This window comes from Streptomyces nigrescens (assembly GCF_027626975.1).
In the GTDB taxonomy this organism is placed as follows: Bacteria; Actinomycetota; Actinomycetes; order Streptomycetales; family Streptomycetaceae; genus Streptomyces; species Streptomyces nigrescens.
Map to the genome: position 1 here is coordinate 3,719,337 of NZ_CP114203.1, position 22,707 is coordinate 3,742,043.

Genomic DNA, 22,707 nt, shown 5'->3' on the forward strand with positions numbered 1-22,707 from the left:
CCTTCGCGTTGATACGGGTGTGTGTGTGGGGGTGGGGTCTGGGTGGGTTACAGGGACGGGCCCAGGAGCCAGCCGGCGATCTCTCGGATCGCGCCGCTGCCTCCGGGCGTCGCGGTGAGCGCGCGCGCCGCGCCGCGCACCACGTCGTGCGCCCCGGCGACCGCCACGGGCCAGCCGACGAGGTCGAAGCACGGGAGGTCGTTGACGTCGTTGCCGACGTAGAGCACGCGCTCGGGCGCGATGCCCGCTTCCTCGCACCACTGCTTGAGGGCGAGGTCCTTGCGGTCGATGCCGTGCAGGACGGGCACCTGCAGCTTGCGGGCCCGTGCGGCGACGACCGGGTTGGTCTCCGAGGACAGGATCAGCAGCTTCAGCTCCGCCCTGCGCAGGGCGGCGATGCCGAGGCCGTCGCCGCGGTGGACCGCGACGATCTCCCGTCCGTCGGCGTCGATCAGCACCCGGTCGTCGGTCTGGGTGCCGTCGAAGTCGAGGACGACGGCGTCGATGTCGTCCATGGTGGGCAGGGCGCCGGGCCGCGGCGCGTCCAGCAGCGGGGCCAGCGCACGGGCGCGGGCCAGGTCGTGCGGATCGTCGATCTCCAGCACCCGGGCCGGGTCGGTGCGCACGAGTTCGGTGCGCCCGAAGAAGCGGTGGCCGCTGGTGCGGAAGCCGGCCGCGTCCATGGCGTAGGCGGCGCCGGTCTCCAGCAGGTCCTGGGGGCGGTCCTGGCGGCGCGGCCGGAAGGACTTGTCGTGGTTGACGCCGTGGCCGCCGTCGGCCGCGGTACCCCCGCCGACCTCCGGCTCGGCGTCGCGCCAGACGAAGCCGTGGAACGGTGCCACGGTCAGCGCGCTGTCGGCGCCGCCCTCGACGACCGCGGCGGCGACCCCGTCGATGTCCTCGCGGGCGATGAAGGGGCTGGTGCACTGGACCAGCAGCACCGCGTCGACCCGGGCGCCCTGCTCGGCCTCGTAGGCGTCCATGGCGTGCAGGACGGCGGCCTCGCTGGTGGCGGTGTCGCCCGCGATGTCGCCGGGGCGCCGTATGACGACCGCTCCGGCGCCGCGGGCCGCGGCCGCGATCCCGGCGTCGTCGGTGGACACCACGACATCGGTGACCAGGCGGGCGGCACGGCATTCGCGGACCGCGCGGGCCACCAGGGGCACTCCCCCGACGGCGGCGAGGTTCTTGGCGGGCACACCCTTGGATCCGCCGCGGGCGGGGATGACGGCAACCACGGTGGGCGGGCTGCTCTGCGGGTTCGGCGGCATGTCGGGCTCCTTCCGGGAGCTGGCCTGGGTGGTCACAGCTGCCCCCAGCGGCGGATGGCGGGGGCGACGCGCTGGACGCCGTGGCGGTAGGCGCCGCGGGCGGCCTCGCGGACCGTTTCGCGGGCGACCCGGCGCAGTCCGCCGGTCTCCTCGGGGGCGTCCGCGTGGCCGGCGACCGGCTCACCCTGCGGGTCCAGGCCGTGCCGGGCGAGGATGCCGGGGAGGTAGCCGGGGGCCGTGCGGGCCGTGTAGTAGGGGGTGAGCGGCGGCAGCCGGTCGGCGGTGCGCAGCGCGGTGACCCGGGCGCGGGCCACGTCGAAGGCCTGCTCGTAATCACCGTCGGCGGCGACGCCCTGGCGGGCGAGCCACTCCGGGTCCGGCTCCGGGCGGTGCCCGGCGTCCAGCTCGTCCCAGGAGGCCAGGCAGCCGGAGCCGAGGAAGTGGTGGTTGCCGAGGACCTCGCGGATGCCGAGGTCGGTGAGGACGGCGGTGGGGATGCCGCGGTGCAGCGACTCCAGGGCGGCGGTCGAGCTGACCGTCACCATCAGGTCGGTGCGGTCCAGGACCTCGCCCATGTTGCCGTACACCAGGCGGCAGTTGGCGGGCAGTCCGCCGGGCGCCTTGGCGGCGAGCTTCTGGTAGGGCAGTTCCTCGATGTGGGTGGTGTGCTCGCCCGGCTTGCTGCGGAGCTTGATCAGCACCTCCCGGTCCGGGTGGCGGCGGGCGTGCTCGACCGCCCGGCGCAGCAGGTAGGTGCGGTCGGCGCGGCTCTCCGGGACGGAGGGCTGGGCGGCGAACACCACGGTGTAGGGGGTGTGCGCGCCGGTGTAGGGCGCGCCGCCGAGGAACGGCAGGGCGCATTCGACGACGCTGCTGTCGTCGGCGCCGACCCCTCGGTACACCGCGCGGAAACGGTCCGCGTCGTGGCGGGAGTTGGCGAGGACGACGTCCGCGCCGTGCCGCAGCAGCAGCCCGTCGGCGAGCTTCTCGTAGACGACCCCGACATAGCCGGTGACGACGACGGGGCGGGCATCGGCGCCTCGCCAGGCGCGGGCGAGGCCGTGCAGCATCGCCTGCACCGCTCCGCCGACACAGGCCAGCACGACGACGTCGTAGCGCGTACGGTCGATGGACCGGACGCTGTCCTTCATCTGCTCCAAGAAGGCGACGCCCCTGATTTCGCGCAGCGAGTCCGCACGGGCGCCGACCTCGTCGAGCTGGCGGACCGTGGGAGTGGCGCGGCCGCGGAGAAGGTAGCCGTCGAGCCGGATGTCCGGTTGGATTCGGTACGCTGTCAAAGCGCCCCATTTCCACCGGGTATCCGAGTCGGCGAGTACGGCGACCCGCGGCGAAGAGTTGGTACGTGATGGCACGTCCAAGACGCTAGGAAGGCATTCCGTTGGACGGGCCAACTGGGCCGCAACAAAGGGTTAACAGCGGGTCGACGAATGGCGAACCGGCCCGATAGTCGGCCTGGTTAACCATCCCGCCATTCTTCGTTCACCTTGAGGTCCGCACCCGGTAAAGACGAATGCCGTCTGCGCCCCTAACGTCACCAGGGTGGTTAAGCTCTCCGTCATCGTGCCGTTCTACAACGTGCAGACATACGCGCCCGACACCCTGAAAAGCCTGGCGGCCAATGCCCGCGAGGACTTTGAATTCCTGCTCGTCGACGACTGTTCGCGCGACGAGACCCCGGAGATTCTCACGCGTGCCGAGCGCGAGCTGCCGGGCGCCAGACTGCTGCGGCACAGCCAGAACGGCGGCCTGGCCACCGCCCGCAACACCGGTCTGGACGAGGCCCGCGGCGAGTACGTCACCTTCCTGGACGGCGACGACTGGCTCGCTCCCGGCTATTACCCCCAACTCCTCTCCATGATCGAGGAGTTGGGGTGCGACTTCGTCCGTACCGACCATGTCCAGTGCACCGCCCGCGCGCGCAGCGTCCACCGGGTCCCGCACGGCCGGCGCGGGGTGGTGATGGACCCGCGCGAGGTGATCCTGCCCGCCGACCGCTCCACGTCCGTCGACTACGCGTTCGCCTGGGCCGGGATGTACCACCGCCGGCTGCTGGACGACGGGGTACTACATTTCAAGGACGGACTGCGTACCGCGGAGGACCGTCCGTGGATCTGGCGGCTGCACCGCGAGGCAAAGTCCATGGCGGTGGTCGGACTGCTCGGTGTTTTCTACCGGCGGGGCGTGGCATCTTCCCTGACCCAGATCGGTGATGTGCGGCAATTGGACTTCATTCGCGCCTTCGATCAGGTGATCGAGGAAACGGCGCAGGACCGCGCTGCGGATCTTCTGCTGCCAAAGGCGGTGCGCACTTATTGCGCGATCATTTCTCACCACCTCGGTTCGATCGAACGGTTCGAACCGCAGGTCGCCCGTAAATTGCGAACGATGAGTGCCGCGGCCATGAAACGTATGCCGCAGGACGTACTGAAGGAAGCCCTGGATTCGATGGATGTGCAGCGCGCGTCCCGGCTGCGGCGGCTGCGCCGTCGCCCCGTCCCGGCGGAGGTCGCCGCCTGATGTCCACCCGACCGCGTACCCAGATCTTCATGGCGTCCACCCTCTACGGCGCGGCGACCCTCGCCGCGGCGCTGGACGCCGACTGCTTCGCCCCGGCCGACCGCCGGCTGCTGCTGCTCAGCAACAACGCGACGAACCCGGAGACCGCCGCGTCGCTGGACACCATGCCGGGCTTCGCGCGGCTGCGCGGCCGCTTCGACCGGGTGCTGTCGTGGAACGAGACGATCAGCCCGTTCCACCCCGGCGGCTGGTCGCCGCGCCCGGACGACGTCCCGCTGTGGGAGCGGCATCTGCGCCTGCTGTGGGGCCTGGGTGACGACCACGTCGAGCTGATCGTGGAGTCCATCCAGGTCAACCCGGCGCTGGCGCTCGCCCAGCTGTTCCCCGACGCGCCGATCGACGTCTACGCCGACGGCCTGATGAGCTACGGCCCCACCCGCAACAAGCTCGATCCGCTGATCGGCACCCGGATCAACCGGCTGCTGCATCTGGACCTGGTGCCGGGCCTGACGCCGCTGCTGCTCACCGAGTTCGACGTCGAGCCGCTGACCGTGCCGACCGACGCCTTCACCAAAGTGCTGTCCGAACTCTCGGACGCCAGTGGCACGTTGGAGGTCCCGGAAGGGGCGGCGCTGCTGCTCGGCCAGTACCTCTCCGCGCTGGGCATCCTCACTCCCGAGGAGGAAGAGGAGCTGCATGTGCGGATGGTGCGCGGCGCCGTCGAGCGCGGCCACCGCGAGATCGTCTTCAAACCGCATCCGTCCGCGCCGGCCCGCTGGTCGCGGCTGCTGGAGCGGGAGGCGGAGAAGCTGGACATCGCGCTGACCGTGCTGGACAGCCCGGTGCTGGCCGAGGTGCTCTACCAGCGGATGCGGCCCGCGCTGGTCGTCGGCTGCTTCTCCACCGCGCTGCTGACGGCCGACACCTTCTACGGGCTGCCGACGGCGCGGACCGGCACCGGGCTGCTGCTGGAGCGGCTGACGCCGTATCAGAACAGCAACCGGATGCCGGTCACGATCGTGGACGCGCTGGTGCCGGACCTGGGCGACCTCAGCGAGCGCCCACGGGCCCATGTCACCGCCGAGAGCGTCGAGGGCCTGGTCAGCGCGGTCGGCTATGCGATGCAGCACCAGATCTATCCGCAGCTGCGGCCGTCCGCCGAGCGCTATCTCGCGGCCCACCTCGACCCGTACACCCGGCGCTACTTCAAGCGCCGCCGGCTGACCGCGCTGGCGCTGCCCGGGGCGATCCCGTCGCAGCTGTCGTTCATTCCGCGCAATGCCACCGTCCGCAGGGTCGCGCGCCGGGCGCGTGCGGTGCAGCGGCGGCTGAAGAAGCGGGCCGCGTTCGGATGACCACCACTCAGCTGACGACCGGCGCGCCGCCCGCCGCGCCGGATCTCGTCACCCCCGCACCGCAGCCCGCCATACGGGGGCGCAGCCGCGCCGGTGCCTCGCGGCTGCGCGCTCTCGACGGGCTGCGGCTGCTCGCCGCCCTGATGGTCGCCGCGTACCACTACGGGGGGCGCGACGGCGAGATAGCGCAGGCCTGGGGCGGTTCACCGGCCGGGCAATTCCCCACCGCGGCACCGCTGTTCGCCTATGGCTGTCTGGGCGTCCAGATCTTCTTCGTGATCAGCGGCTTTGTGATCTGCCTCAGCGGCTGGGGGCGGACCCTGCGGGCCTTCATCGCCTCACGGGTCTCCCGCCTCTTTCCGGCGTACTGGGTCGCGATCCTCCTGGTCACCGCGGTCTTCGCGCTCCCCTGGGTCACCTACAAGGCGCTGTCGCCGAGCGACGTACTGACCAATCTGACCATGCTGCAGCAGCCGTTGGGCGTGGACCGGGTGCTGGGGGTGTGCTGGACGCTCTGGGCGGAGATGCGCTTCTACGCGCTCTTCGCGCTCTGTGTCGTCCTGCCCGGCGCCACCCGCGGCCGCGTGGTGCTCTTCTGCGCGGGCTGGACGCTGGCCGCCGCACTCGCCCAGGCCGCCCACGAGCCCCTCCTCGACACCATCCTGATGCCCGAGTACGCCCCGTACTTCATCGGCGGCATCGGTCTGTATCTGCTGCACCGCTATGGCGCCCGCGATCCGATCGCCTGGGCGATAGTGCTGGTCAGCTGGCTGATCGGCCAGCATTACGCGATCGCCAGGCTGTGGCACGCACCGTCGGCCGACGGCTTCTCCTACCGCTCGTCGGCCGGCATCATCGCCGTCGTCACCCTCGGCTTCGCGCTCGTCGCGGCCGTGGCACTGGGCAAACTGCGGTGGGCGAACTGGCGCTGGCTGACCGTCGCCGGTGCGCTGACCTACCCCTTCTACCTCGTGCACGAGCACCTGGGCTGGGTCGTGGTGCGGGCGCTGCACCACGGCGTCGGGCTGCCCTCGTACGCGACGCTGCTGCTGACCGTGGGCCTGATGCTGCTGCTCGCCTGGGTGCTGCACCGCTTCATAGAGCGCCCGCTCACGCCCGTTCTGAAACGGTCCATCGACCCACGTCGGTGACCGGCCGCCGGTTCAGCTCCGCCGCCCCGGACCGGCCGTCACCTCGATCCCGGCGACGATGATGCGCAGTCCGGCCTCGAAGCTCCGGTCGAGGTCGCCGAACATCTCCTCGCCGGCCAGCGCCGCGAGCGGATAACCCGCGCCGATCTTCTCGGCGCGGGTTTCCACGTCGTAGGCCGGATCGCGGGTCGTGGGGTCGCGGTGCTCCGGCTCACCGGGGTCCGGGTAGACCGACTGCTCCTCGATCACCAGGCCGACGGTGTAGTTGTAGGCGGTCCACCACGCCTGGGCCGCCTCGCGCAGGGTGAAGCCCACGTCCGTGAGGCTGCGGAGCAGGCCGTCCAGCGGTCCGGCGTAGCTGTCGTCGGTCATCCGGGTACCGCTGAAGACCTTGCCGCCGTCGCGGTAGCCGAGCAGCTCGCGGCGCAGCCCCCGGCAGGCGACGACGAGGGTCTCCTGCCAGGAGTGACCCCGTCCGGCCTCCTCGGCCCCTTCCCACTCCAGCGACGCGGCCATCCGCCGGAAGATCTCGGTGGCCATCTCGTCCAGCAGTTCCTGCTTGTTCTTGAAATGCCAGTAGAGCGCGGGTGCCTGGACGTTCAGCTCCTTGGCGATGCGCCGCAGGGTGAGCCCGTCGAGGCCGACCTCGTTCAGCAGCCGCAGAGCGGTGTCGACGACCTGTTTCCGGTCGATGCGCGAAACCATGTTGACAACTTAACACCGTTAAAGCCATCCTCGGAAACATGGAACTTAACAACGTTAAGGACACTGTCGGCGTGACGGACGATCTCCCCACCACCGTCGACGTACTGATCGCCGGCGCCGGCCCGACCGGCCTCGCCCTCGGCATCGACCTCGCCCGGCGCGGGGTCCGCGCACTGCTCGTCGAGCGGCAGGACCAGCTCTCGCGCGGCGCCCGCGGCACCGGTCTGCAGCCACGCACCCAGGAGGTCTACGACGACCTCGGCGTGCTGGCGGCCATACAGGCGGCCGGCGGGCTCTACCCGAAGACGGCCCGCTGGGAGAACGGCCGGATCGCCGAGATCAGCGAGATGATCGAGCGGGTCGACCCGACACCCGCCATGCCCTACTCGAACGCCCTGATGGTGCCGCAGTTCCGCAACCAGGAGCTGCTGTCCGCGCGCCTCCAGGAGCTCGGCGGCAGAGTGCTCCTCGGCACCGAACTCACCGCATTCACCCAGGACTCCGACGGGGTGACGGCCCGTCTGCGCGGCGCCGACGGGGTGGAGCGCAGCGTGCGCGCCGCCTATCTGGTCGCCGCCGACGGCGGGCGCAGCACCGTCCGCCGGGCGCTGGGCATCGGGATGAGCGGCCCGTCGCTGCCGGCGGGCGCCGCGGTGCTCGCCGATGTCCGGGTGGACGGCCTGGACCGGGACCACTGGCACCGCTGGAACCTGCAGGGCGGCGGGTTCGTCGCCCTCCTCCCCCTCGCCGGTACCAACCACTTCCAGACCTTCATCGTCGCCGGCGGAGCGACCGACACCTCACCCGAGGCGGTCCGCGCCCTGCTCGCGGCCCACACCCACCTCGCCGCCGAGCAGATCCGCGAGGTCCTGTGGTCCTCCCTCTATCGCCCCAAGGCGGGCATGGCCGACGCCTTCCGCGCCGGCCGGGTCTTCCTGGCCGGCGATGCCGCGCACATCCACTCCCCGGCGGGCGGCCAGGGCCTGAACACCAGCGTCCAGGACGCCTACAACCTCGGCTGGAAGCTCGGCCAGGTACTGCGGCACGGCGCCCCCGACACCCTGCTCGACAGCTACGAGACCGAGCGCCGGCCGATCGCCGCACGCATCCTCGACACCAGCACCCGGCTGCACCGCTCCGGCTCCCTGCGCCGCGGCCGGGACCTGCACCAGCTCGACATCGGCTACCCCGACAGCCCGCTGACCCAGGAGCTGCGCACGGACCTGGCCGAGGGCGTGCCCGCCGCGGGCGACCGGGCCCCCGACGCCCCGTGCACCACGGCCGACGGCCGGCCCACCCGGCTCTTCGACGCCTTCCGGGGCCCGCACTTCACCCTGCTCACGCTCGGTGCGACCGACCTCGACGACACCGCGCTGCCGGCCGATCCCGCGCTGCTGCGCGTCGTCCGCGTCGGCGGCCCGTCCCCCGATCTGCTCGACACCGACGGCCATGTCCGCGACGCCTACGGCAGCGGCCCCGCCGTCCTCCTCATCCGCCCCGACGGCTATCTCGCCCTCGCCGCACCGGCCGAGGACGCCACGGCCCGGGTGACCGCGGCCCTCGGGACGTACCTCGGCGCGGGCACGGCGCAGGCGGCCCGGTGAACACCGCGGGCCGGCCCGGCGGACCGGCCCGCCCTCAGGAGACCACCCCCGCGGCGGCGAGCAGCGCCCGTGCCTCGTCGCGGGCCTGACCGAGCGGGTCGGGGAAGATGCCCAGGCCGTGCGCGACCAGGGCCCCTTCATGAAGGAGCATCAGCGACCGGCCCAGCCGGCCGGCCCGGTCGGGGGCGGCGTCCCGGACGAGACCGGTGAACAGCGCGAGCATCCACTCCTTCTGCGCGGTGATGATCGCGTACGCGGGGTGGGACGGATCGCTGATCTCGGCATGGGCGTTGACCATGCTGCACCCCTTGGCGCTGTGCTGTGCCGACCAGTCGCGTGCGGCGTCGAACACCGCCAGGACCCCTGCCACGGGCGACGGCCGTGCGGCATCGAGGTACGGCGCGAGAAAGGCCCGCCACCGTTCGTCGCGGTCCGCGAGGTACTCCACGACGATCTGCTCCTTGGAGCCGAACCGGTCGTAGAGGGTCTTCTTGGTCACCCCGGCCTCGGCCGCGATCAGATCCACCCCGACGGCATGGATGCCGCGCTCGTAGAACAGCCGCTCGGCGGCCGCCAGGGCGCGTCGCGCGGCAGGCGTCATGGTGACCCGTCGCGGCGTCTGCGCAGTACTCATGGCAAAAAGTATACCGATCTGTATAGTGAAACGAGAGGTATACAGATCGGTCTACTTGCTGAAGGGGGACGGACGGTATGCGCCTCCTGCTCTCGGCCGCCTTTGTCCTCTGCTGGAGCTCCGGCTTCATCGGCGCCAAGCTCGGCGCGGGCAGCGCGCCCGCGGCCACGCTCCTGATGTGGCGGTTCCTGCCGCTCACCGCCGTCCTCGTCCTGGTGGCGGCGACCGCCGCCCGCGCCTCGTGGCGGGGCCTGACGGCACGGACGGTCGCCCGGCAGGCCGCCATCGGCGCCCTGTCACAGAGCGGCTATCTCTTCACCGTCTACTACGCGATCCAGCTCGGGGTCTCCAGCGGCACCACGGCCCTGATCGACGGCACCCAGCCCCTGGTGGCCGGGGCGCTCGCCGGACCGTTGCTGCACCAGTACGTCTCCCGCCGGCAGTGGCGCGGACTGTGTCTGGGCGTGGGCGGCGTCGTGCTGGTCACCACGGCCGATGCGACGGCCGCCGCGGGCGTGAGCCGGTGGGCGTACCTCGTCCCGTTCCTCGGTATGTCCTCGCTGGTGGCGGCCACATTCCTGGAAGGCCGCTCGCGCACCCGGGTCGCACCGTCGGTGTCGATGACCATCCACTGCACCACCAGCGCCGTCCTCTTCACCGCCCTCGCCGCCGCCACCGGCTCCGTACTGCCGCCCGCCTCGCTCTCGTTCTGGGCCGCGGTCTGCTGGCTCGTGACGCTGTCCACCTTCGGCGGGTACGGGCTGTACTGGCTGATCCTCCGGCGCTCCGGCGTCACCGAGGTGAACACCCTGATGTTCCTGATGGCACCGGTCACGGCACTGTGGGGAGCCGCCATGTTCGGCGAACCGTTCGGCCCGCAGACCGCCGCCGGACTCGCGGTCGGCCTCGCGGCGGTCGTCCTGGTACGCCGCGGGGCAACACCCCCTGGTGAGAACCCGCCCGGGCGCGCACGAGGCCGTACCAGCGGGGAATCCGCTCGTACGGCCTCGTGCCGGGGACAGGCGCCTGAGGGGGGTGAGGCGCCCGGGGCGGTGACCCGCCCGGAAAGAACAGCGGTCCGGCGGACCGGGCCCTAAAAGGGGAGACACCCCCTAGAGGACCAGCGACAGCAGCAGCACACAGACGATCCCGACCACCGAGATCAGCGTCTCCATCACCGACCAGGTCTTCAGCGTCTGGCCGACGTTCATCCCGAAGTACTCCTTGACCAGCCAGAACCCTGCGTCGTTGACATGGCTGAAGAACAGCGAGCCGGAGCCGATGGCCAGCACCAGCAGCGCGGCATGAGGGGTGCTCATCTCGGCGGCGAGCGGGGCGACCAGTCCGGCGGCGGAGATGGTGGCAACGGTCGCGGAGCCGGTCGCGAGCCGGATGGTGACCGCGATCAGCCAGGCCAGCAGCAGCGTGGAGATGTTCCAGCCCTTGGAGATGTCCAGGATCATCTGGCCGACGCCGGCGTCCACCAGCGTCTGCTTGAAGCCGCCGCCCGCGCCGACGATCAGCAGCACCCCGGCGATCGGGCCGAGCGACTTCTCGACGGTGGTGGCGATCCGGCCCCGGGTGAAACCGGCCGCCCGCCCGAGCGTGAACATCGCGACGAGGACGGCGGTGAGCAGCGCGATCAGCGGCGAGCCGACCACGTCGAAGACCCTCTGGACGGTGTGCTCCGGATTGTCGACGACGATGTCCACCAGCGCCTTGGCCAGCATCATCACCACCGGCAGCAGCACGGTGGCCACGGTGATCCCGAAGCCGGGCCGCTTCTCCAGGTCGTCGGAGGTGCGCTCGGGCACCAGATTCTCCGGCGGCTGGATGTCGACCCAGCGGGCCGCGTAACGGGAGAAGACCGGACCGGCGATGATCATGGTCGGGATGGCGACGACCACCCCGAGCGCGAGCGTGACCCCGAGGTTCGCGCCGACCGCGTCGATCGCCACGAGCGGCCCCGGGTGCGGGGGTATCAGCCCGTGCATGACGGACAGTCCGGCCAGCGCCGGGATGCCGATGCGCATCAGCGAGAAGTTGCCGCGCTTGGCGACCAGCAGCACCACCGGGATCAGCAGCACGATGCCGACCTCGAAGAAGATCGGCAGCCCGACGATCCCGGCGATCAGCACCATCGCCCAGGGCATCGCCTTCCGGCTCGCCTTCGCCAGGATCGTGTCGACGATCTGGTCCGCGCCGCCGGAGTCGGCCAGCAGCCGCCCGAGGACGGCACCGAGCGCGATCAGTACACCGGTGCCCGCGACCGTCGTACCCAGGCCCGCCGAGAAGCTGGTGATGGTCTTGTCGAGCGGTGCGCCGGCCACCGCGCCGAGCACCAGCGAGCCGATGATCAGCGCCAGGAAGGCATGCAGCTTGAACTTGGTGATGAGCAGGACGATGACGGCTATGCCGGCCAGGACGGCGATGCCCAGCTGCGCGTGACCGGCCGTGGTGATCGGCTCGGCCGCGTCCGCTGCGAGCATCTCGACGCTGAGATGTGTCACGGCGATTCCCTTGGTTGGACGGAGGGGGAAGGGGTGCTGCGTTACCTGTGGGGGGAGTTCGGGTGGTGAGGGGGGCGTCCTAACCGTCCGCCGCGTCCCTCGCGTGCAGTGCGGCCACCGCCCGCTCGGCGATCTCCTCCGGGGTGCCGGCCACATCGACGGTGACACCGGCCTCGTCGGCCCCGGGCGGTTCGAGCGTGGCGAACTGGGAGTCCAGCAGCGCGGTCGGCATGAAGTGGCCCTTGCGCTCGGCCATCCGCTCCTCGATCAGCGCGCGCTCACCGGTGAGGTGCAGCAGGACGATGCCGGGGGCGACGGCACGCAGCCGGTCGCGATAGGCGCGCTTGAGCGCGGAGCTGCTGACCACCCCGCCGCGCCCGGCCCGCTCGCGCGCCCAGGCTCCGATGGCATCCAGCCAGGGGCCCCGGTCGTCGTCGTTCAGCGGGATGCCGGCCGACATCTTGGCGATGTTGGCCGGCGGATGGAAGTCGTCACCCTCGGCGTACGGGACGCCCAGCGCGCCGGCCACCAACGGGCCGATCGTGGTCTTGCCGGTGCCGGCCACGCCCATCACGACGATCACGTCGGGGGTGCTCATCCCGTGGTACCTCGCTGTCCTCATCGACCTCGTGCGGGCCCCACTGAAACCCATTAGGTACGACGTATTCAAGAGCCTGTGATGCAAACGTCATACTTAATTGGCCGAGGGGCCGGGAACGTAGGCTTGGCCCATGGAAAACGAGGGGAAGGGACTGCACGCACGGGTGCTGGAGTCCCTCGGACCCGCGATCACCGCGGGCGACTACCCTCCGGGCACGATCTTGCGTACGGACGAACTGGAGCAGCGCTTCGACGTCTCACGCACGGTCATCCGCGAGGCGATCCGGGTACTGGAATCCATGCAGCTGGTCGCCTCCCGGCGCCGGGTGGGGGTGACTGTCCGGCCCACCGAGGAGTGGAACGTCTACGACCCACGGGTGATCGGCTGGCGACTGGCCGGCCGCGACCGCCCGCGCCAGCTGCGCTCGCTGACCGTCCTCCGCTCGGCCGTCGAACCGGTCGCCGCGGGCCTGGCCGCCCAGCACGCCACCCCCGAGCAGTGCGCCCGGCTCACCGAAGAGGCGATGGGCATGGTCGCCACCTCACGCGGCCAGCAGCTCGACGCCTACCTCGTCCACGACATGGCCTTCCACCGGGTGGTGCTGACCGCCTCCGGCAATGAGATGTTCGCCCGGCTCGGCGATGTGGTCGCCGCCGTCCTGACCGGCCGCACCCAGCACCATGTGATGTTCACCGACCCCGACCCGGCCGCGGTCACCCTCCATGTACAGGTCGCCGAAGCCATCCGCACCGGCGACGCGGCGCGGGCGGAATCCCTGACCCGCGAGATCACCGCCGGCGCCATGGCCGAACTGGACGTCCTCGCACCGTAGTTGACCGCGCGGGCGGGGTCCCCCCCTCAGAACAGCGGCTGCTGCCCCGGGATCGGCGGCTCCTCCGGGTCGAACAGCTTCTCCGCCGGCGCCATCATCGGCGCCATCCTGCGCGACCCCGGACAGGAGATCAGCTCCAGCACCGTCCGCCGCCCGGGCGGATCATGGCGAGCGAAACGGCCGCCGACAACGGCGATCTCTCGGGTGCAGATGGGGCACGCGCGGCGGGGTGACGACATGGCACCAGTGTGACTCAGGTCAGCTCACCGGTCACAAGCTCCCGCCCCCACACCCGCACTCGCTAGCCGCACCAGCATCAGCACCGCGAGCGGCCACGCCACCGCCCGCGCGTCAGCAACCTGCCCCACCACCCATCGGACTCCCCCACCACCACCGCCACCGCGACATCCCCCGCACACCCCCATCAGCCCCAACTGCCCCCTCAGAACGCATCCGTCGGCACATAAGTCCCCCACACCCCCCGCAGCGCATCGCACACCTCGCCCACCGTCGCCCGCGCGCGCAGTGCCTCGCGCATCGGGTAGAGGACGTTGTCCGTGCCCTCGGCGGCCTTCTGCAGATCTCCCAGGGCCGTGGAGACCGTGCGCTGGTTGCGGCGGGCCCGCAGGGTGGCGAGTCGTTCGACCTGCTGGGCCTCGATCGCGGGGTCGACCCGCAGCGGCTCGTAGGGCTCCTCCTCGTCCAGCTGGAAGCGGTTGACGCCGACCACGACCCGCTCGCCGGCGTCCGTCTCCCGCGCGATGCGGTAGGCGTTGCGCTCGATCTCCTCCTTCTGGAAGCCCCGCTCGATGGCGGCCACCGCACCGCCCATGTCCTCGACCCGCCGCATCAGCGCCACGGCCGCCTCAGCCACGTCGTCCGTCATCGACTCGACGGCGTAGGACCCGGCGAACGGGTCGACGGTGGCGGTCACATCGGTCTCGTACGCCAGCACCTGCTGGGTCCGCAGCGCCAGCCGGGCCGACTTGTCCGTGGGCAGGGCGATGGCCTCGTCGAAGGAGTTGGTGTGCAGCGACTGGGTGCCGCCGAGCACGGCGGCGAGCCCCTGGACGGTGACCCGGGCGAGGTTCACCTCCGGCTGCTGGGCGGTGAGCTGCACCCCCGCGGTCTGGGTGTGGAACCGCAGCATCATCGACTTGGGGTTCTTCGCACCGAACTCCTCCCGCATCACCCGGGCCCAGATCCGGCGCGCGGCACGGAACTTGGCGACCTCTTCGAGCAGCGTGGTGCGGGAGACGAAGAAGAACGACAGCCGGGGCGCGAAGTCGTCCACGTCCATCCCGGCGGCGACGGCCGTACGCACATAGGCGATGCCGTTGGCGAGCGTGAAGGCGATCTCCTGCGCGGGCGAGGCACCCGCCTCGGCCATGTGATAGCCGGAGATGGAGATGGTGTTCCACCGGGGGATCTCGGCCCGGCAGTACTGGAAGATGTCCGCGGTCAGCCGCAACGACGGCTGCGGCGGGAAGATATAGGTGCCCCGCGCGATGTACTCCTTGAGCACATCGTTCTGGATGGTCCCGTTCAGCTGACTGGCCGCCACCCCCTCCTCCTCCCCCACCAGTTGGTAGAGGAGCAGCAGCAGCGCGGCGGGTGCGTTGATCGTCATCGACGTCGACACCTTGTCCAGCGGGATACCGCCCAGCAGCACCCGCATGTCCTCGACGGAGTCGATGGCCACCCCGACCTTGCCGACCTCGCCGGAGGCGATCGGGGTGTCGGAGTCATGGCCCATCTGTGTCGGCAGGTCGAAGGCGACCGAGAGCCCCGTCGTGCCGTGGGCGATCAGCTGCCGGTAGCGGGCGTTGGATTCGCGCGCGGTGCCGAAGCCGGCGTACTGCCGCATCGTCCAGGGCCGCCCGGTGTACATCGACGGATACACCCCCCGGGTGAAGGGGTAGCCGCCGGGCGCGCCGAGCCTGCGCTCCGGGTCCCAGCCGTCCAGCGCCTCCGGCCCGTACACAGGCTCGATGGGCAGACCGCTCTCGTTGTACCGCACACTGCCCGACTCGTGCGCCATGGGTGTACGCCTCCCATTGGGTGACCGGTTCGTCCGGGTTTACGCCTTGCTGACAGCATGCCCGCAGGTTCGCCGCCCCGCAGCACTGGGAAGAGTCACCGATGGCCGGTCGGGCCGCCGAGATCCGGGGGTTGCGCATGCAGCGGAGCAGGGGAAGACGTACGGCGCCGGCGGTGGCCGCGGTGCTGGTGGTGGCGGCGCTCGCGGTGGGCTGCCGCCCGGTGACGGTCACCGGGGCCGGTTCCCCGGACAGCAAGGGCACCCGCTACGCCCCCACCACTCCCGCTCCCCCGCCGCTCGGCCACCACCCGCCCCCCGCGCACGCCCGGCACACCACCAAGCCACACCCCCCACGCACCGCCCACCACACGCCCGCAGCCCCCAGGCCGCTGATGGCGCCGGGCTCGCGCGGCGCACAGGTCCGCGAACTCCAGGCGCGGCTGGCCCAGCTGGGCCTGTTCGGCCGCGCCCCGACGGGCTATTACGCCTCGGTCACCGCCACCGCGGTCCGCGCCTTCCAGCGGCGGCAGGGCCTGCCCCGTACGGGCACCGTGCAGCCCGCGGCCTGGCGCGCACTGCGCTCACAGACCCGCCGGCCGTCGCACGCGGAGCTCTACCCGCCCACCACCCGGCCGGTCGGCACCCCCGATCCGCGCTGCATGCGGGGCAGGGTGATCTGCATCAGCAAGCGGAGCAATACGCTCACCTGGGTGGTCAACGGCCGGATCGTCTCGGCGATGGATGTCCGCTTCGGCTCGCAGTACACCCCCACCCGCGAGGGCACCTTCCACATCACCTTCAAGAGCCGCCATCACGTCTCGACGCTCTACCACACGGCCATGCCCTACGCGATGTTCTTCAGCGGCGGCCAGGCCGTCCACTACTCCGCAGATTTCGCCGCCCACGGCTACCGCGGCGCCTCCCACGGCTGCGTCAACGTCCGCGACAAACAAAAAATCGCCGCCCTGTTCCACACGGTGAGGGGCGGCACGAAGGTGGTCGTCTACCACTGAGCCCGCACGCAATCCACGGGCCCAGCCCAACGCTCTGACCGAAGCGACAATTGCTCCACCCCCACCCACCGCAACCACATCCGCGAGAGCGGCGCCGGTTTAGGCGCAAAGAGGGGTGGCGCCGGCTTAGGCGCAAAAGAAGGGCGCGGGCAGGGCCGGGGGAACGTGCCCCGCCCGCGCCAGATGCGCTGAGCCGTGGGTACGGGGGGAACCCCGGCTCCTCGCGCAGCCGATGACCAGTCGGCTTCATTCAGTACTGCGTCACCGGTTCAAAAAACGTCACACCTACGGGGTGGCGGTTGCGCTCGGGACGGCGTTTCCGGGGTCGGCGGTGGTCGCCGGGGGCGTGGGGGCCGGGGCGGTCGCGCCGGGGCCGGGGGTGGTGCCGGGTGTCTGGGAGGGGTGTTCGTCGTCGTCCTCGTCGCCGCCCGAGCCGCCGCTCTGTCCGGTGCCTCCGGAGCCGCCCGTGCTGCCGCCGAAGCCGTCGTCGCCGCCCGTGCTGCCGCCGTCCTGGTAGCGCGCCAGGTAGGCGCGGCAGAAGAGGTGCACCTTCTCCGGGCCGCCGGCCTTGCGTTCGAGGCGTCGCAGGGTGTCGCGGTCCATGGCGTCCCGCTTGCCGGACTCGTAGTTCTGGCACAGGGCGAGCAGCACGTTCTTCGTGTCGCCGCGGCCGGGCGGCCGGGTGCCGTCGCCGCCGGGCCTGTCGTCGCGTCCGGTGCCGCCGCTGGGGGCGCCGCGGCCGGGGTGCTTGGTGGCGCCGGGGCTGCTGCCGGGTGCGGGGGTTCCGGTGGGGCCCGTCGATTCCCCGCCGGGGGTGGCGTCGGGGGTGTGCGCCGTGGTGCCGTCGGTCTGGGCGCCGGGCTCGCGGGTGTCGAGCGGGCCGGGGCTCTCGGCGGCGGAGACGCTGGAGGCGGGTGAGGGTTCGCCGCCCCTAAAGGGGCTGGGCAGCACACCGGTGCCGGCGCCGACGGCGACGCCGCCGATGGCGCAGGCGGCGAGCGCGACGGCGAAGCCGCGCCGGAAGGGGCGGCCGAGGCGGGTGCGTTCGGCGAGGCCGGTGGTGTGCGCGGCGCGGACGGCCGGGGACGGTTCGTCGGCGGCGCGGTTGTGTGCGCCGGCGCCGCGGCGGGCAGCCTGCCGGAACGCGGCGACGGCGGCCTCTTCGCCGGGGAGTTCGGCGGTGCCGGGCGTCTTGCCGCCAACCGCGGAGGCGGCCTGCAGGAGCTGTTCGAGTTCGCGTGCGCCGTCACCGTGCCGGGCACTGACCTGTTCACCGCGCAGCAATCGCTCCGCGGTGTCCTTGTCGAGCCAGTTGTACCGGTCGTCGGCCATCACATGTCCTTCTGCGTTCGTGCGGCCGTTTCCGTCACACCTGGTACGTACGATTCCGCCACGCCGTCGCGGCGCCTTCTGCCCTGTACGGGCACCCCACTCACCGTTCCACCACCTCGGCGCGGGCCTGCTGAGGGCCGGCCGGAGGGGGCGCCTTCTTGCTGGTCGGCGCCGCCTTCGCCGCCGTCCTGACTGCTGTCCTGCCGTCCGCCCGGGCCGGCTCCCGGCTCCTCGCCGAGGAGCTCGGCGAGCCGTCGCAGCCCGCGGTGTGCGGCGGTGCGCACCGCGCCGGCCCGTTTGCCGAGCACTTCCGCGGCGCTCTTGGCGTCGAGCCCGACCACCACCCGGAGCACCACGGCCTCGGCCTGGTCCTGCGGCAGCCGGGCTATCAGCCGCATGGTGCGGCCGGTGCCCAGTGCTTCGAGTGCTTCGCCCGCGGTGTCGGACACAGCGGGGGTGTCGGCCAGTTCGCTTTCGTCGCCGCCGATCGCCGGGCGGCGGCCGCGCATCCGGATGTGGTCGAGGGCGCGGTTGCGGGCGATACGGGCGGCCCAGCCGCGGAAGCGGTCGGCGTCCCCGCTGAAGCGGGCGAGGTCACGGGTGATCTGGAGCCAGGCTTCGGAGGTGACGTCCTCTACGTCCGGTTCGCTCACCAAGGTCCGCACATACCCCAGAAGTCGGGGATGTACGGCGCGGTAGACGGTACGGAACGCCGCCTCGTCGCCGGCCTGCGCCGCCTGCACGGCCACCGTCAGCCGACGGTCGTCCGGCTGAATGTCGTCCCCTCGCACGGGTCCATCCTGTCGCACGCGGAATGTCCGCCGCCCGGTCCTTGCTGCATTGTCGCTTCACCCGGCCACGTCACCGGCCCGGCTCCGCCGGCGGCACCGGAGCTGTGCCGGCTACCGCCCGCCGCCGGCCACGGCCGGCCGGAAACCCCCGGTAACCCGGATGTTCCTGCTGACCGTAACCCGTGAGCCGCCGCGCTCCGCACCCGGGAGGGGCGCACCACCCGCTCCGGCGGGGCCCGGAGCACGGGAGCACACAGCGGCCGGCACACCGGTGAAGCGCGTGCTCGGACCCATCTGGAACTCCCGGCAAGGACGGCTTTTCGGGCCGCGGCAAGCGGCGTGAACAGTGCGCCCATCGGCGCGGATCCGCACGTTACGGGCCTGATCGGGCCCGCGTCCAGACCACTAGCCGTACCCCTGCCCGTACCCCGTGTGACGCTTTCGCGGCGTCTGGCGCTGTATCGGATAGGGGCCTTTACCGGCCCTTCGCGAACGACGGCCGGGGCCTCTCCTGTGGGGGGTGGCGGCCCCGGCCGTCCTCGTTCGCTCACCCGGTGCTTCGCCCGGTTCTCTCACCCGTTTCTTACCGGGCCCGCTCTCACACCCGGTTGGCCAGCGCCTTGAAGCCCGTCCAGGACAGGGCGGGCGTCCGCGGGTCCCAGGTCTTCTGCGCCAGCGCCGCCAGCGGCAGCCGGATACCGGCCGCCACCTGCGGGGCGGTCTGCGCCTGTGCCCGGTCGCACCAGATCGCGAAGCGCGCCCCGGGGATCCGGTCCGGACCGGTCATGCTCGCGGGCACCGCCACCGCCCCGGTGCCGCGGATCACCAGCGGGGTCCAGCTCTCGTAGATCCGCTGGCCGGTCGGGTAGACGAACTGGTTGGGCTCGCCGAGCACGTAGTAGAGGTACTCGTCGTTGAAGTTCATGACGTTGCGGCCCTCGCGCAGGAATGCCGAGGGGTCACGGTGCCCGGCTTCCTTGCCGGTCCAGTAGTCGACCATCCGGTTCTTGTCGGCGGACGCCCGCGGGCTGGAGAAGAATCCGTCGTTCCAGGCCTCGATGCGGTTCTTGCCCTTCGCCTCCACGGTCTTCTGCCGGTCGTTGAGCCAGCCGGTCGCCAGGTCCGCGATGGTGCCGTTGGGTCCGTACTTCTGCCGTGCGGCCCGGGTGAGCTGCGGATATGTGGTCGCCGGGGTGGACGACAGCAGGGCCTGGTACTCATCGCCGCCCAGGTGCCAGTAGGCGGGCGCGCCCTTGGGGTTGGTGAACAGCTCGCTCATTTCCTTCAGCAGCGAGTCGATCAGCGGGGCCGCCTTGGGGTTGGAGATATCGATCGCACCGGGGACCACGCTGCCCGACGCGCGGCGCAGCAGCAGGTCGGGATAGTGCTTGAGCACGGCACCCAGGTGACCCGGCGAGTCGAGTTCCGGGATGACGGAGATGTGCAGGCTGCGCGCGAGCGCGATGATCTGGCGGATCTGGGCCTTGGTGAGATGGTCGGCGGAGACGATCTCGGGGTGGGTGTCGCTCTGGATGCGGAAGCCCTGGTCGTCGGAGAAGTGCAGCTGGAACTGGTTGAGCTTGAGGTCGGCGATCTCCCGGAGCCGGGCCTCGATCCAGTCCTGGGTGAACGGCTTGCGGGCGTTGTCCAGTGACATACCGCGCTGCGGACGGCCCGGACGGTCCTGGATGGTGCCCTCAGGGAGCCCGCCGGCGGCGCGCACGGCCTGCTTGACGGTGCGGGTGCCGTAGAAAATTCCGGCGTCGGTGGGGGCCGTGAGAGTGAGCCGGGTGCCCTCGGCGGTGAGTGTGTAGGCCTCGTCGGCGGCGCCCTGGACGGGCACATTGTTCGCCTGGTCCGCACCGTTCCCCGTCAGCTTCACCTCGATGTCGCCCGGCTGTACGGTCTGGTCGCCGTAGACGACGGCCAGCCCGCCGAGGTCGCGGGCCATCCGCTGGGCCTCGTCGGCGACATTGCTCTTCTCGCCGGCCGGTACGACCACCCGGGCCCCCTTGCTGGGCCGCCAGCCGCGGCCGTCGGCCCGGCGGAAGTCGCGGACGGCGGGGATGACCTGCGGCGTCCCGGTCACCGGCGCCCAGGTCGGGGTGGCGGCGGAGGTGGGGTTCATCTTGGCGCTGGTGCTCCCGGGCGGCTCGGTGTCCGCGGCGTCGGAGCAGCCGGCGAGCAGCAGGGCACCGGCGAGCGCCGCGGCCGGCAGCGCGGACCGGGCCGCCGGGCCCTTGCCCGTCATCGGCTGCGTGGGGCGCGGGGAGGCCGAGGGCCGCGGGGCGCGCGGCGGCCGCATCGGGTTCGACATCGTGCAATCCTCACTTTTCGGGGCGAAGGCATTGCCAGGTGTGCGGAGCTGGTCGTCCAGGGAAGGCGCGAAAGCTCTCCCATCCGGGTGAAATTCGCGCATCCGTCGGACAGTGGTCGCCAAGCGTCGTTAGCGTGGCGTCTCCTTCGTCACCCCCTTCAGGGCTCTCCCGGAACTCCGGATACCGCCGGGGTGTCGTCGCACACGCACCACCGCCATACCCGCCGCCGCGTCGTCCGCGTCCCGGCTTCGGTCCGCTTCTCCCCCAGCTTCCTTCAGTCGTCCGTCCCGCACCTGTCGAACCGACCTATTCGCATCCGTCCGAGGAGCCCACGCTGTCCGGTGACATCCCGGCCGCCCGGCCGACGACGCTGCACCCTCCGCAGCCCCCGCGGCGCGGCATATCCGCGCGGGTCCGCGGCGCCGCGCTGCCGCACCCCCGCGCCGAGGGCATCGGGCTCGCCCGCTTCAACGCCCTCACCAGGGAGGACGTCCTGGCCGTGCTCCTGAGCTGCTGCGGCAGCCGCCGTTGGGCCGAGCGGGTCGCCGCGCACCGCCCGTACCCGGACCGGGAGTCCCTGCTCGCCGCGGCCGACGAGGCCTGTTACGACCTGACCGCGGCCGAGCTGGACGAGGCGCTCGCCGAGGAGTCGCTCTCCTCCCAGCCGCTCGTCGGCGCCCGCGGCCCCGGCACCCTGGCCGCCCACACCGCGCTGCGCGCCGCGCACGCCGAGTACGAGCGGCGCTTCCGCCATGTCTTCGTGATCTGCCTGGACGGCTATCGCGACGAGGAGCTGCTCGACCAGGTGCTGTCCGGGATCCGCACCCGGCTGGGCCATGAACCGGACGAGGAGCGGGCGGTCGCCGCGGACGAACTGCGCCGGCTGACCCGCGGACGGCTGACCCGGCTGACGGCCTCCGGCCCGTGACGGATCGCGGCATGTGACCTGGAACATTCCGGTTCGTGCTTGTGTGATAGCCCGTTGGTGCCTGTTTGATCACACCTAAGGACCCCGGCGCAAGGAACCGACAACACGTCGCTACGATGGCCAGGGCCGGTGGACCGTACCCGGCCGGGCCCGACCGACAGAGAAGCCGGCTGGCCCCAATCCCCGCTCCCGGAGGGTTTTTCCGTGCCGGCTGGAACGCTGTACCGCGGCCGGGAAGGCATGTGGTCCTGGGTGGCTCATCGAGTCACCGGCGTCCTCATCTTCTTCTTCCTGTTCGTTCACGTCCTCGACACCGCACTCGTACGCGTCTCCCCCGAGGCGTACGACGACGTCGTTGCGACCTACAAGACGCCTATCGTCAACGTGATGGAGTACGGCCTGGTGGCCGCCATCCTCTTCCACGCGCTCAACGGCCTCCGGGTCATCGCCGTGGACTTCTGGTCGAAGGGCCCGAAGTACCAGAAGCAGCTGCTGTGGACCGTTGTCGGTATCTGGGCCGTACTGATGGCCGGTGCCTTCTACCCCGTGCTGCAGCACACCCTGCGCACGCTGTTCGGGAGCTGACGCGAGATGTCTGCTGAAACCACCTCCGCAGGGGCCCCCGCGGCGGACAACGTCACGCTCTACGACGTGGACAACCCCGCTCCGGTCATCGAGCCGCCGCGCAAGCGCACCGGCAAGACCCCGAAGTCGACCCGCACGAACTTCGAGCTGTACGGCTGGCTGTTCATGCGGCTGTCCGGCATCGTGCTGGTCGTCCTGGTCCTGGGCCACCTGCTGATCCAGCTGGTCCTCGACGGCGGCGTCTCCAAGATCGGCTTCGCGTTCGTGGCCGGCCGTTGGGCCTCGCCGTTCTGGCAGGTCTGGGACCTGCTGATGCTGTGGCTGGCCATGCTGCACGGCGCCAACGGCCTGCGTACGGTCATCAACGACTACGCACAGCGGGACAACACCCGCTTCTGGCTGAAGATGCTGCTGTACACCGCGACGGTGTTCACCGTCCTTCTGGGCACGCTGGTGATCTTCACCTTCGACCCGAACATCTCCTGAAGCCGGGGCTGA

At 71.4% G+C, this 22,707-nt stretch carries 21 protein-coding genes; 10 read left to right on the forward strand and 11 right to left on the reverse strand.

Features of this window, described 5'->3' with window-relative positions; genetic code table 11:
* Positions 1 to 47 precede the first annotated feature (47 nt).
* Positions 48 to 1,271, reverse strand: coding sequence for an acylneuraminate cytidylyltransferase (locus tag STRNI_RS16600; protein ID WP_148590719.1), 1,224 nt, complete (start codon positions 1,269 to 1,271; stop codon positions 48 to 50).
* A gap of 32 nt (positions 1,272 to 1,303) precedes the next feature.
* The gene (locus STRNI_RS16605; protein WP_338149743.1) at positions 1,304 to 2,644 is read right to left on the reverse strand and encodes a DUF6716 putative glycosyltransferase; all 1,341 of its coding nucleotides are present in this window, start codon (positions 2,642 to 2,644) and stop codon (positions 1,304 to 1,306) included.
* Between the two features lie 187 nt (positions 2,645 to 2,831).
* Here STRNI_RS16605 and STRNI_RS16610 point away from each other — a divergent pair, with 187 nt between their 5' ends.
* The 3 genes from STRNI_RS16610 to STRNI_RS16620 are packed head-to-tail and all read left to right on the forward strand — an operon-like array spanning position 2,832 to position 6,315.
* A complete protein-coding gene (locus STRNI_RS16610) occupies positions 2,832 to 3,809 on the forward strand; it encodes a glycosyltransferase family 2 protein (RefSeq protein ID WP_277411492.1) in 978 nt (325 codons plus the stop codon).
* Entirely contained in the window at positions 3,809 to 5,164 is a 1,356-nt protein-coding gene (locus STRNI_RS16615) for an alpha-2,8-polysialyltransferase family protein (RefSeq protein WP_159486517.1), read from the forward strand. The genes STRNI_RS16610 and STRNI_RS16615 overlap by 1 nt, the downstream gene beginning before the upstream one ends.
* Positions 5,161 to 6,315, forward strand: coding sequence for an acyltransferase family protein (locus STRNI_RS16620; RefSeq protein ID WP_277411493.1), 1,155 nt, complete (start codon positions 5,161 to 5,163; stop codon positions 6,313 to 6,315). The genes STRNI_RS16615 and STRNI_RS16620 overlap by 4 nt, the downstream gene beginning before the upstream one ends.
* 12 nt (positions 6,316 to 6,327) lie before the next feature.
* On the opposite strand, the gene STRNI_RS16625 is transcribed toward STRNI_RS16620, so the two are convergent.
* On the reverse strand, positions 6,328 to 7,020 hold the full coding sequence (locus STRNI_RS16625) for a TetR/AcrR family transcriptional regulator C-terminal domain-containing protein (protein WP_018089168.1): 693 nt from the start codon (positions 7,018 to 7,020) through the stop codon (positions 6,328 to 6,330).
* A 38-nt stretch (positions 7,021 to 7,058) separates the two neighbouring features.
* Here STRNI_RS16625 and STRNI_RS16630 point away from each other — a divergent pair, with 38 nt between their 5' ends.
* The gene (locus STRNI_RS16630; protein ID WP_381845273.1) at positions 7,059 to 8,624 is read left to right on the forward strand and encodes an FAD-dependent monooxygenase; all 1,566 of its coding nucleotides are present in this window, start codon (positions 7,059 to 7,061) and stop codon (positions 8,622 to 8,624) included.
* Positions 8,625 to 8,658: 34 nt separating this feature from the next.
* Here STRNI_RS16630 and STRNI_RS16635 read toward each other — a convergent pair whose 3' ends face one another.
* Positions 8,659 to 9,258, reverse strand: coding sequence for a TetR/AcrR family transcriptional regulator (locus STRNI_RS16635; RefSeq protein ID WP_026169542.1), 600 nt, complete (start codon positions 9,256 to 9,258; stop codon positions 8,659 to 8,661).
* A gap of 77 nt (positions 9,259 to 9,335) precedes the next feature.
* Between STRNI_RS16635 and STRNI_RS16640 the strand changes: the two genes are divergently transcribed.
* On the forward strand, positions 9,336 to 10,355 hold the full coding sequence (locus tag STRNI_RS16640; RefSeq protein ID WP_277411495.1) for a DMT family transporter: 1,020 nt from the start codon (positions 9,336 to 9,338) through the stop codon (positions 10,353 to 10,355).
* A 15-nt stretch (positions 10,356 to 10,370) separates the two neighbouring features.
* Here STRNI_RS16640 and STRNI_RS16645 read toward each other — a convergent pair whose 3' ends face one another.
* On the reverse strand, positions 10,371 to 11,768 hold the full coding sequence (locus STRNI_RS16645) for a GntT/GntP/DsdX family permease (RefSeq protein ID WP_159486523.1): 1,398 nt from the start codon (positions 11,766 to 11,768) through the stop codon (positions 10,371 to 10,373).
* Between the two features lie 79 nt (positions 11,769 to 11,847).
* Entirely contained in the window at positions 11,848 to 12,366 is a 519-nt protein-coding gene (locus tag STRNI_RS16650; protein ID WP_018089163.1) for a gluconokinase, read from the reverse strand.
* 133 nt (positions 12,367 to 12,499) lie between these two features.
* Between STRNI_RS16650 and STRNI_RS16655 the strand changes: the two genes are divergently transcribed.
* A complete protein-coding gene (locus tag STRNI_RS16655) occupies positions 12,500 to 13,201 on the forward strand; it encodes a FadR/GntR family transcriptional regulator (protein WP_018089162.1) in 702 nt (233 codons plus the stop codon).
* Positions 13,202 to 13,227: 26 nt separating this feature from the next.
* On the opposite strand, the gene STRNI_RS16660 is transcribed toward STRNI_RS16655, so the two are convergent.
* Together STRNI_RS16660 and STRNI_RS16665 are read right to left on the reverse strand one after the other, a co-directional pair.
* On the reverse strand, positions 13,228 to 13,440 hold the full coding sequence (locus STRNI_RS16660) for a hypothetical protein (protein ID WP_026169541.1): 213 nt from the start codon (positions 13,438 to 13,440) through the stop codon (positions 13,228 to 13,230).
* 203 nt (positions 13,441 to 13,643) lie between these two features.
* Positions 13,644 to 15,242 carry an acyl-CoA mutase large subunit family protein gene (locus STRNI_RS16665; RefSeq protein ID WP_277411496.1) on the reverse strand — a complete coding sequence of 533 codons (1,599 nt, stop codon included), beginning with the start codon at positions 15,240 to 15,242 and terminating at the stop codon, positions 13,644 to 13,646.
* A 101-nt stretch (positions 15,243 to 15,343) separates the two neighbouring features.
* Here STRNI_RS16665 and STRNI_RS16670 point away from each other — a divergent pair, with 101 nt between their 5' ends.
* Positions 15,344 to 16,255: a L,D-transpeptidase family protein gene (locus STRNI_RS16670; protein ID WP_277411497.1), complete on the forward strand. Its 912-nt coding sequence runs from the start codon at positions 15,344 to 15,346 to the stop codon at positions 16,253 to 16,255.
* Between the two features lie 285 nt (positions 16,256 to 16,540).
* Here the strand turns inward: STRNI_RS16670 and STRNI_RS16675 are convergent, their stop codons facing one another.
* The 3 genes from STRNI_RS16675 to STRNI_RS16685 form a co-directional block, all read right to left on the reverse strand.
* On the reverse strand, positions 16,541 to 17,587 hold the full coding sequence (locus STRNI_RS16675) for a hypothetical protein (RefSeq protein WP_277411498.1): 1,047 nt from the start codon (positions 17,585 to 17,587) through the stop codon (positions 16,541 to 16,543).
* Entirely contained in the window at positions 17,587 to 18,378 is a 792-nt protein-coding gene (locus STRNI_RS16680; RefSeq protein ID WP_371874833.1) for an RNA polymerase sigma factor, read from the reverse strand. Before STRNI_RS16680 ends, STRNI_RS16675 begins: the two co-directional genes overlap by 1 nt.
* 598 nt (positions 18,379 to 18,976) lie before the next feature.
* On the reverse strand, positions 18,977 to 20,695 hold the full coding sequence (locus STRNI_RS16685) for a beta-N-acetylhexosaminidase (RefSeq protein ID WP_277411499.1): 1,719 nt from the start codon (positions 20,693 to 20,695) through the stop codon (positions 18,977 to 18,979).
* 134 nt (positions 20,696 to 20,829) lie between these two features.
* Here STRNI_RS16685 and STRNI_RS41620 point away from each other — a divergent pair, with 134 nt between their 5' ends.
* From STRNI_RS41620 to STRNI_RS16700, 3 genes are all read left to right on the forward strand, one after another.
* Positions 20,830 to 21,624, forward strand: a complete 795-nt coding sequence (locus tag STRNI_RS41620) for a 2-oxo-4-hydroxy-4-carboxy-5-ureidoimidazoline decarboxylase (protein ID WP_371874834.1) — start codon at positions 20,830 to 20,832, stop codon at positions 21,622 to 21,624.
* A 204-nt stretch (positions 21,625 to 21,828) separates the two neighbouring features.
* Complete coding sequence (gene sdhC / locus STRNI_RS16695) at positions 21,829 to 22,209, forward strand: succinate dehydrogenase, cytochrome b556 subunit (RefSeq protein ID WP_026169539.1); 381 nt, start codon at positions 21,829 to 21,831, stop codon at positions 22,207 to 22,209.
* A 6-nt stretch (positions 22,210 to 22,215) separates the two neighbouring features.
* Entirely contained in the window at positions 22,216 to 22,695 is a 480-nt protein-coding gene (locus STRNI_RS16700) for a succinate dehydrogenase hydrophobic membrane anchor subunit (RefSeq protein ID WP_018089153.1), read from the forward strand.
* The last annotated feature ends 12 nt before the right edge of the window (positions 22,696 to 22,707 follow it).

Bases quoted from the DNA above. Each gene is read 5' to 3' on its own strand.
- STRNI_RS16640 (WP_277411495.1), top strand. From the start codon at position 9,336: ATGCGCCTCCTGCTCTCGGCCGCCTTTGTCCTCTGCTGGAGCTCCGGC.
- STRNI_RS16650 (WP_018089163.1), bottom strand. From the start codon at position 12,366: ATGAGCACCCCCGACGTGATCGTCGTGATGGGCGTGGCCGGCACCGGC.
- STRNI_RS16685 (WP_277411499.1), bottom strand. From the start codon at position 20,695: ATGTCGAACCCGATGCGGCCGCCGCGCGCCCCGCGGCCCTCGGCCTCC.
- STRNI_RS16600 (WP_148590719.1), bottom strand. From the start codon at position 1,271: ATGCCGCCGAACCCGCAGAGCAGCCCGCCCACCGTGGTTGCCGTCATC.
- STRNI_RS16625 (WP_018089168.1), bottom strand. From the start codon at position 7,020: ATGGTTTCGCGCATCGACCGGAAACAGGTCGTCGACACCGCTCTGCGG.
- STRNI_RS16615 (WP_159486517.1), top strand. From the start codon at position 3,809: ATGTCCACCCGACCGCGTACCCAGATCTTCATGGCGTCCACCCTCTAC.
- STRNI_RS16675 (WP_277411498.1), bottom strand. From the start codon at position 17,587: ATGGCCGACGACCGGTACAACTGGCTCGACAAGGACACCGCGGAGCGA.
- STRNI_RS16665 (WP_277411496.1), bottom strand. From the start codon at position 15,242: ATGGCGCACGAGTCGGGCAGTGTGCGGTACAACGAGAGCGGTCTGCCC.
- STRNI_RS16670 (WP_277411497.1), top strand. From the start codon at position 15,344: ATGGCCGGTCGGGCCGCCGAGATCCGGGGGTTGCGCATGCAGCGGAGC.
- STRNI_RS16620 (WP_277411493.1), top strand. From the start codon at position 5,161: ATGACCACCACTCAGCTGACGACCGGCGCGCCGCCCGCCGCGCCGGAT.
- STRNI_RS16635 (WP_026169542.1), bottom strand. From the start codon at position 9,258: ATGAGTACTGCGCAGACGCCGCGACGGGTCACCATGACGCCTGCCGCG.
- STRNI_RS16655 (WP_018089162.1), top strand. From the start codon at position 12,500: ATGGAAAACGAGGGGAAGGGACTGCACGCACGGGTGCTGGAGTCCCTC.
- STRNI_RS16630 (WP_381845273.1), top strand. From the start codon at position 7,059: ATGGAACTTAACAACGTTAAGGACACTGTCGGCGTGACGGACGATCTC.
- STRNI_RS16660 (WP_026169541.1), bottom strand. From the start codon at position 13,440: ATGTCGTCACCCCGCCGCGCGTGCCCCATCTGCACCCGAGAGATCGCC.
- STRNI_RS16700 (WP_018089153.1), top strand. From the start codon at position 22,216: ATGTCTGCTGAAACCACCTCCGCAGGGGCCCCCGCGGCGGACAACGTC.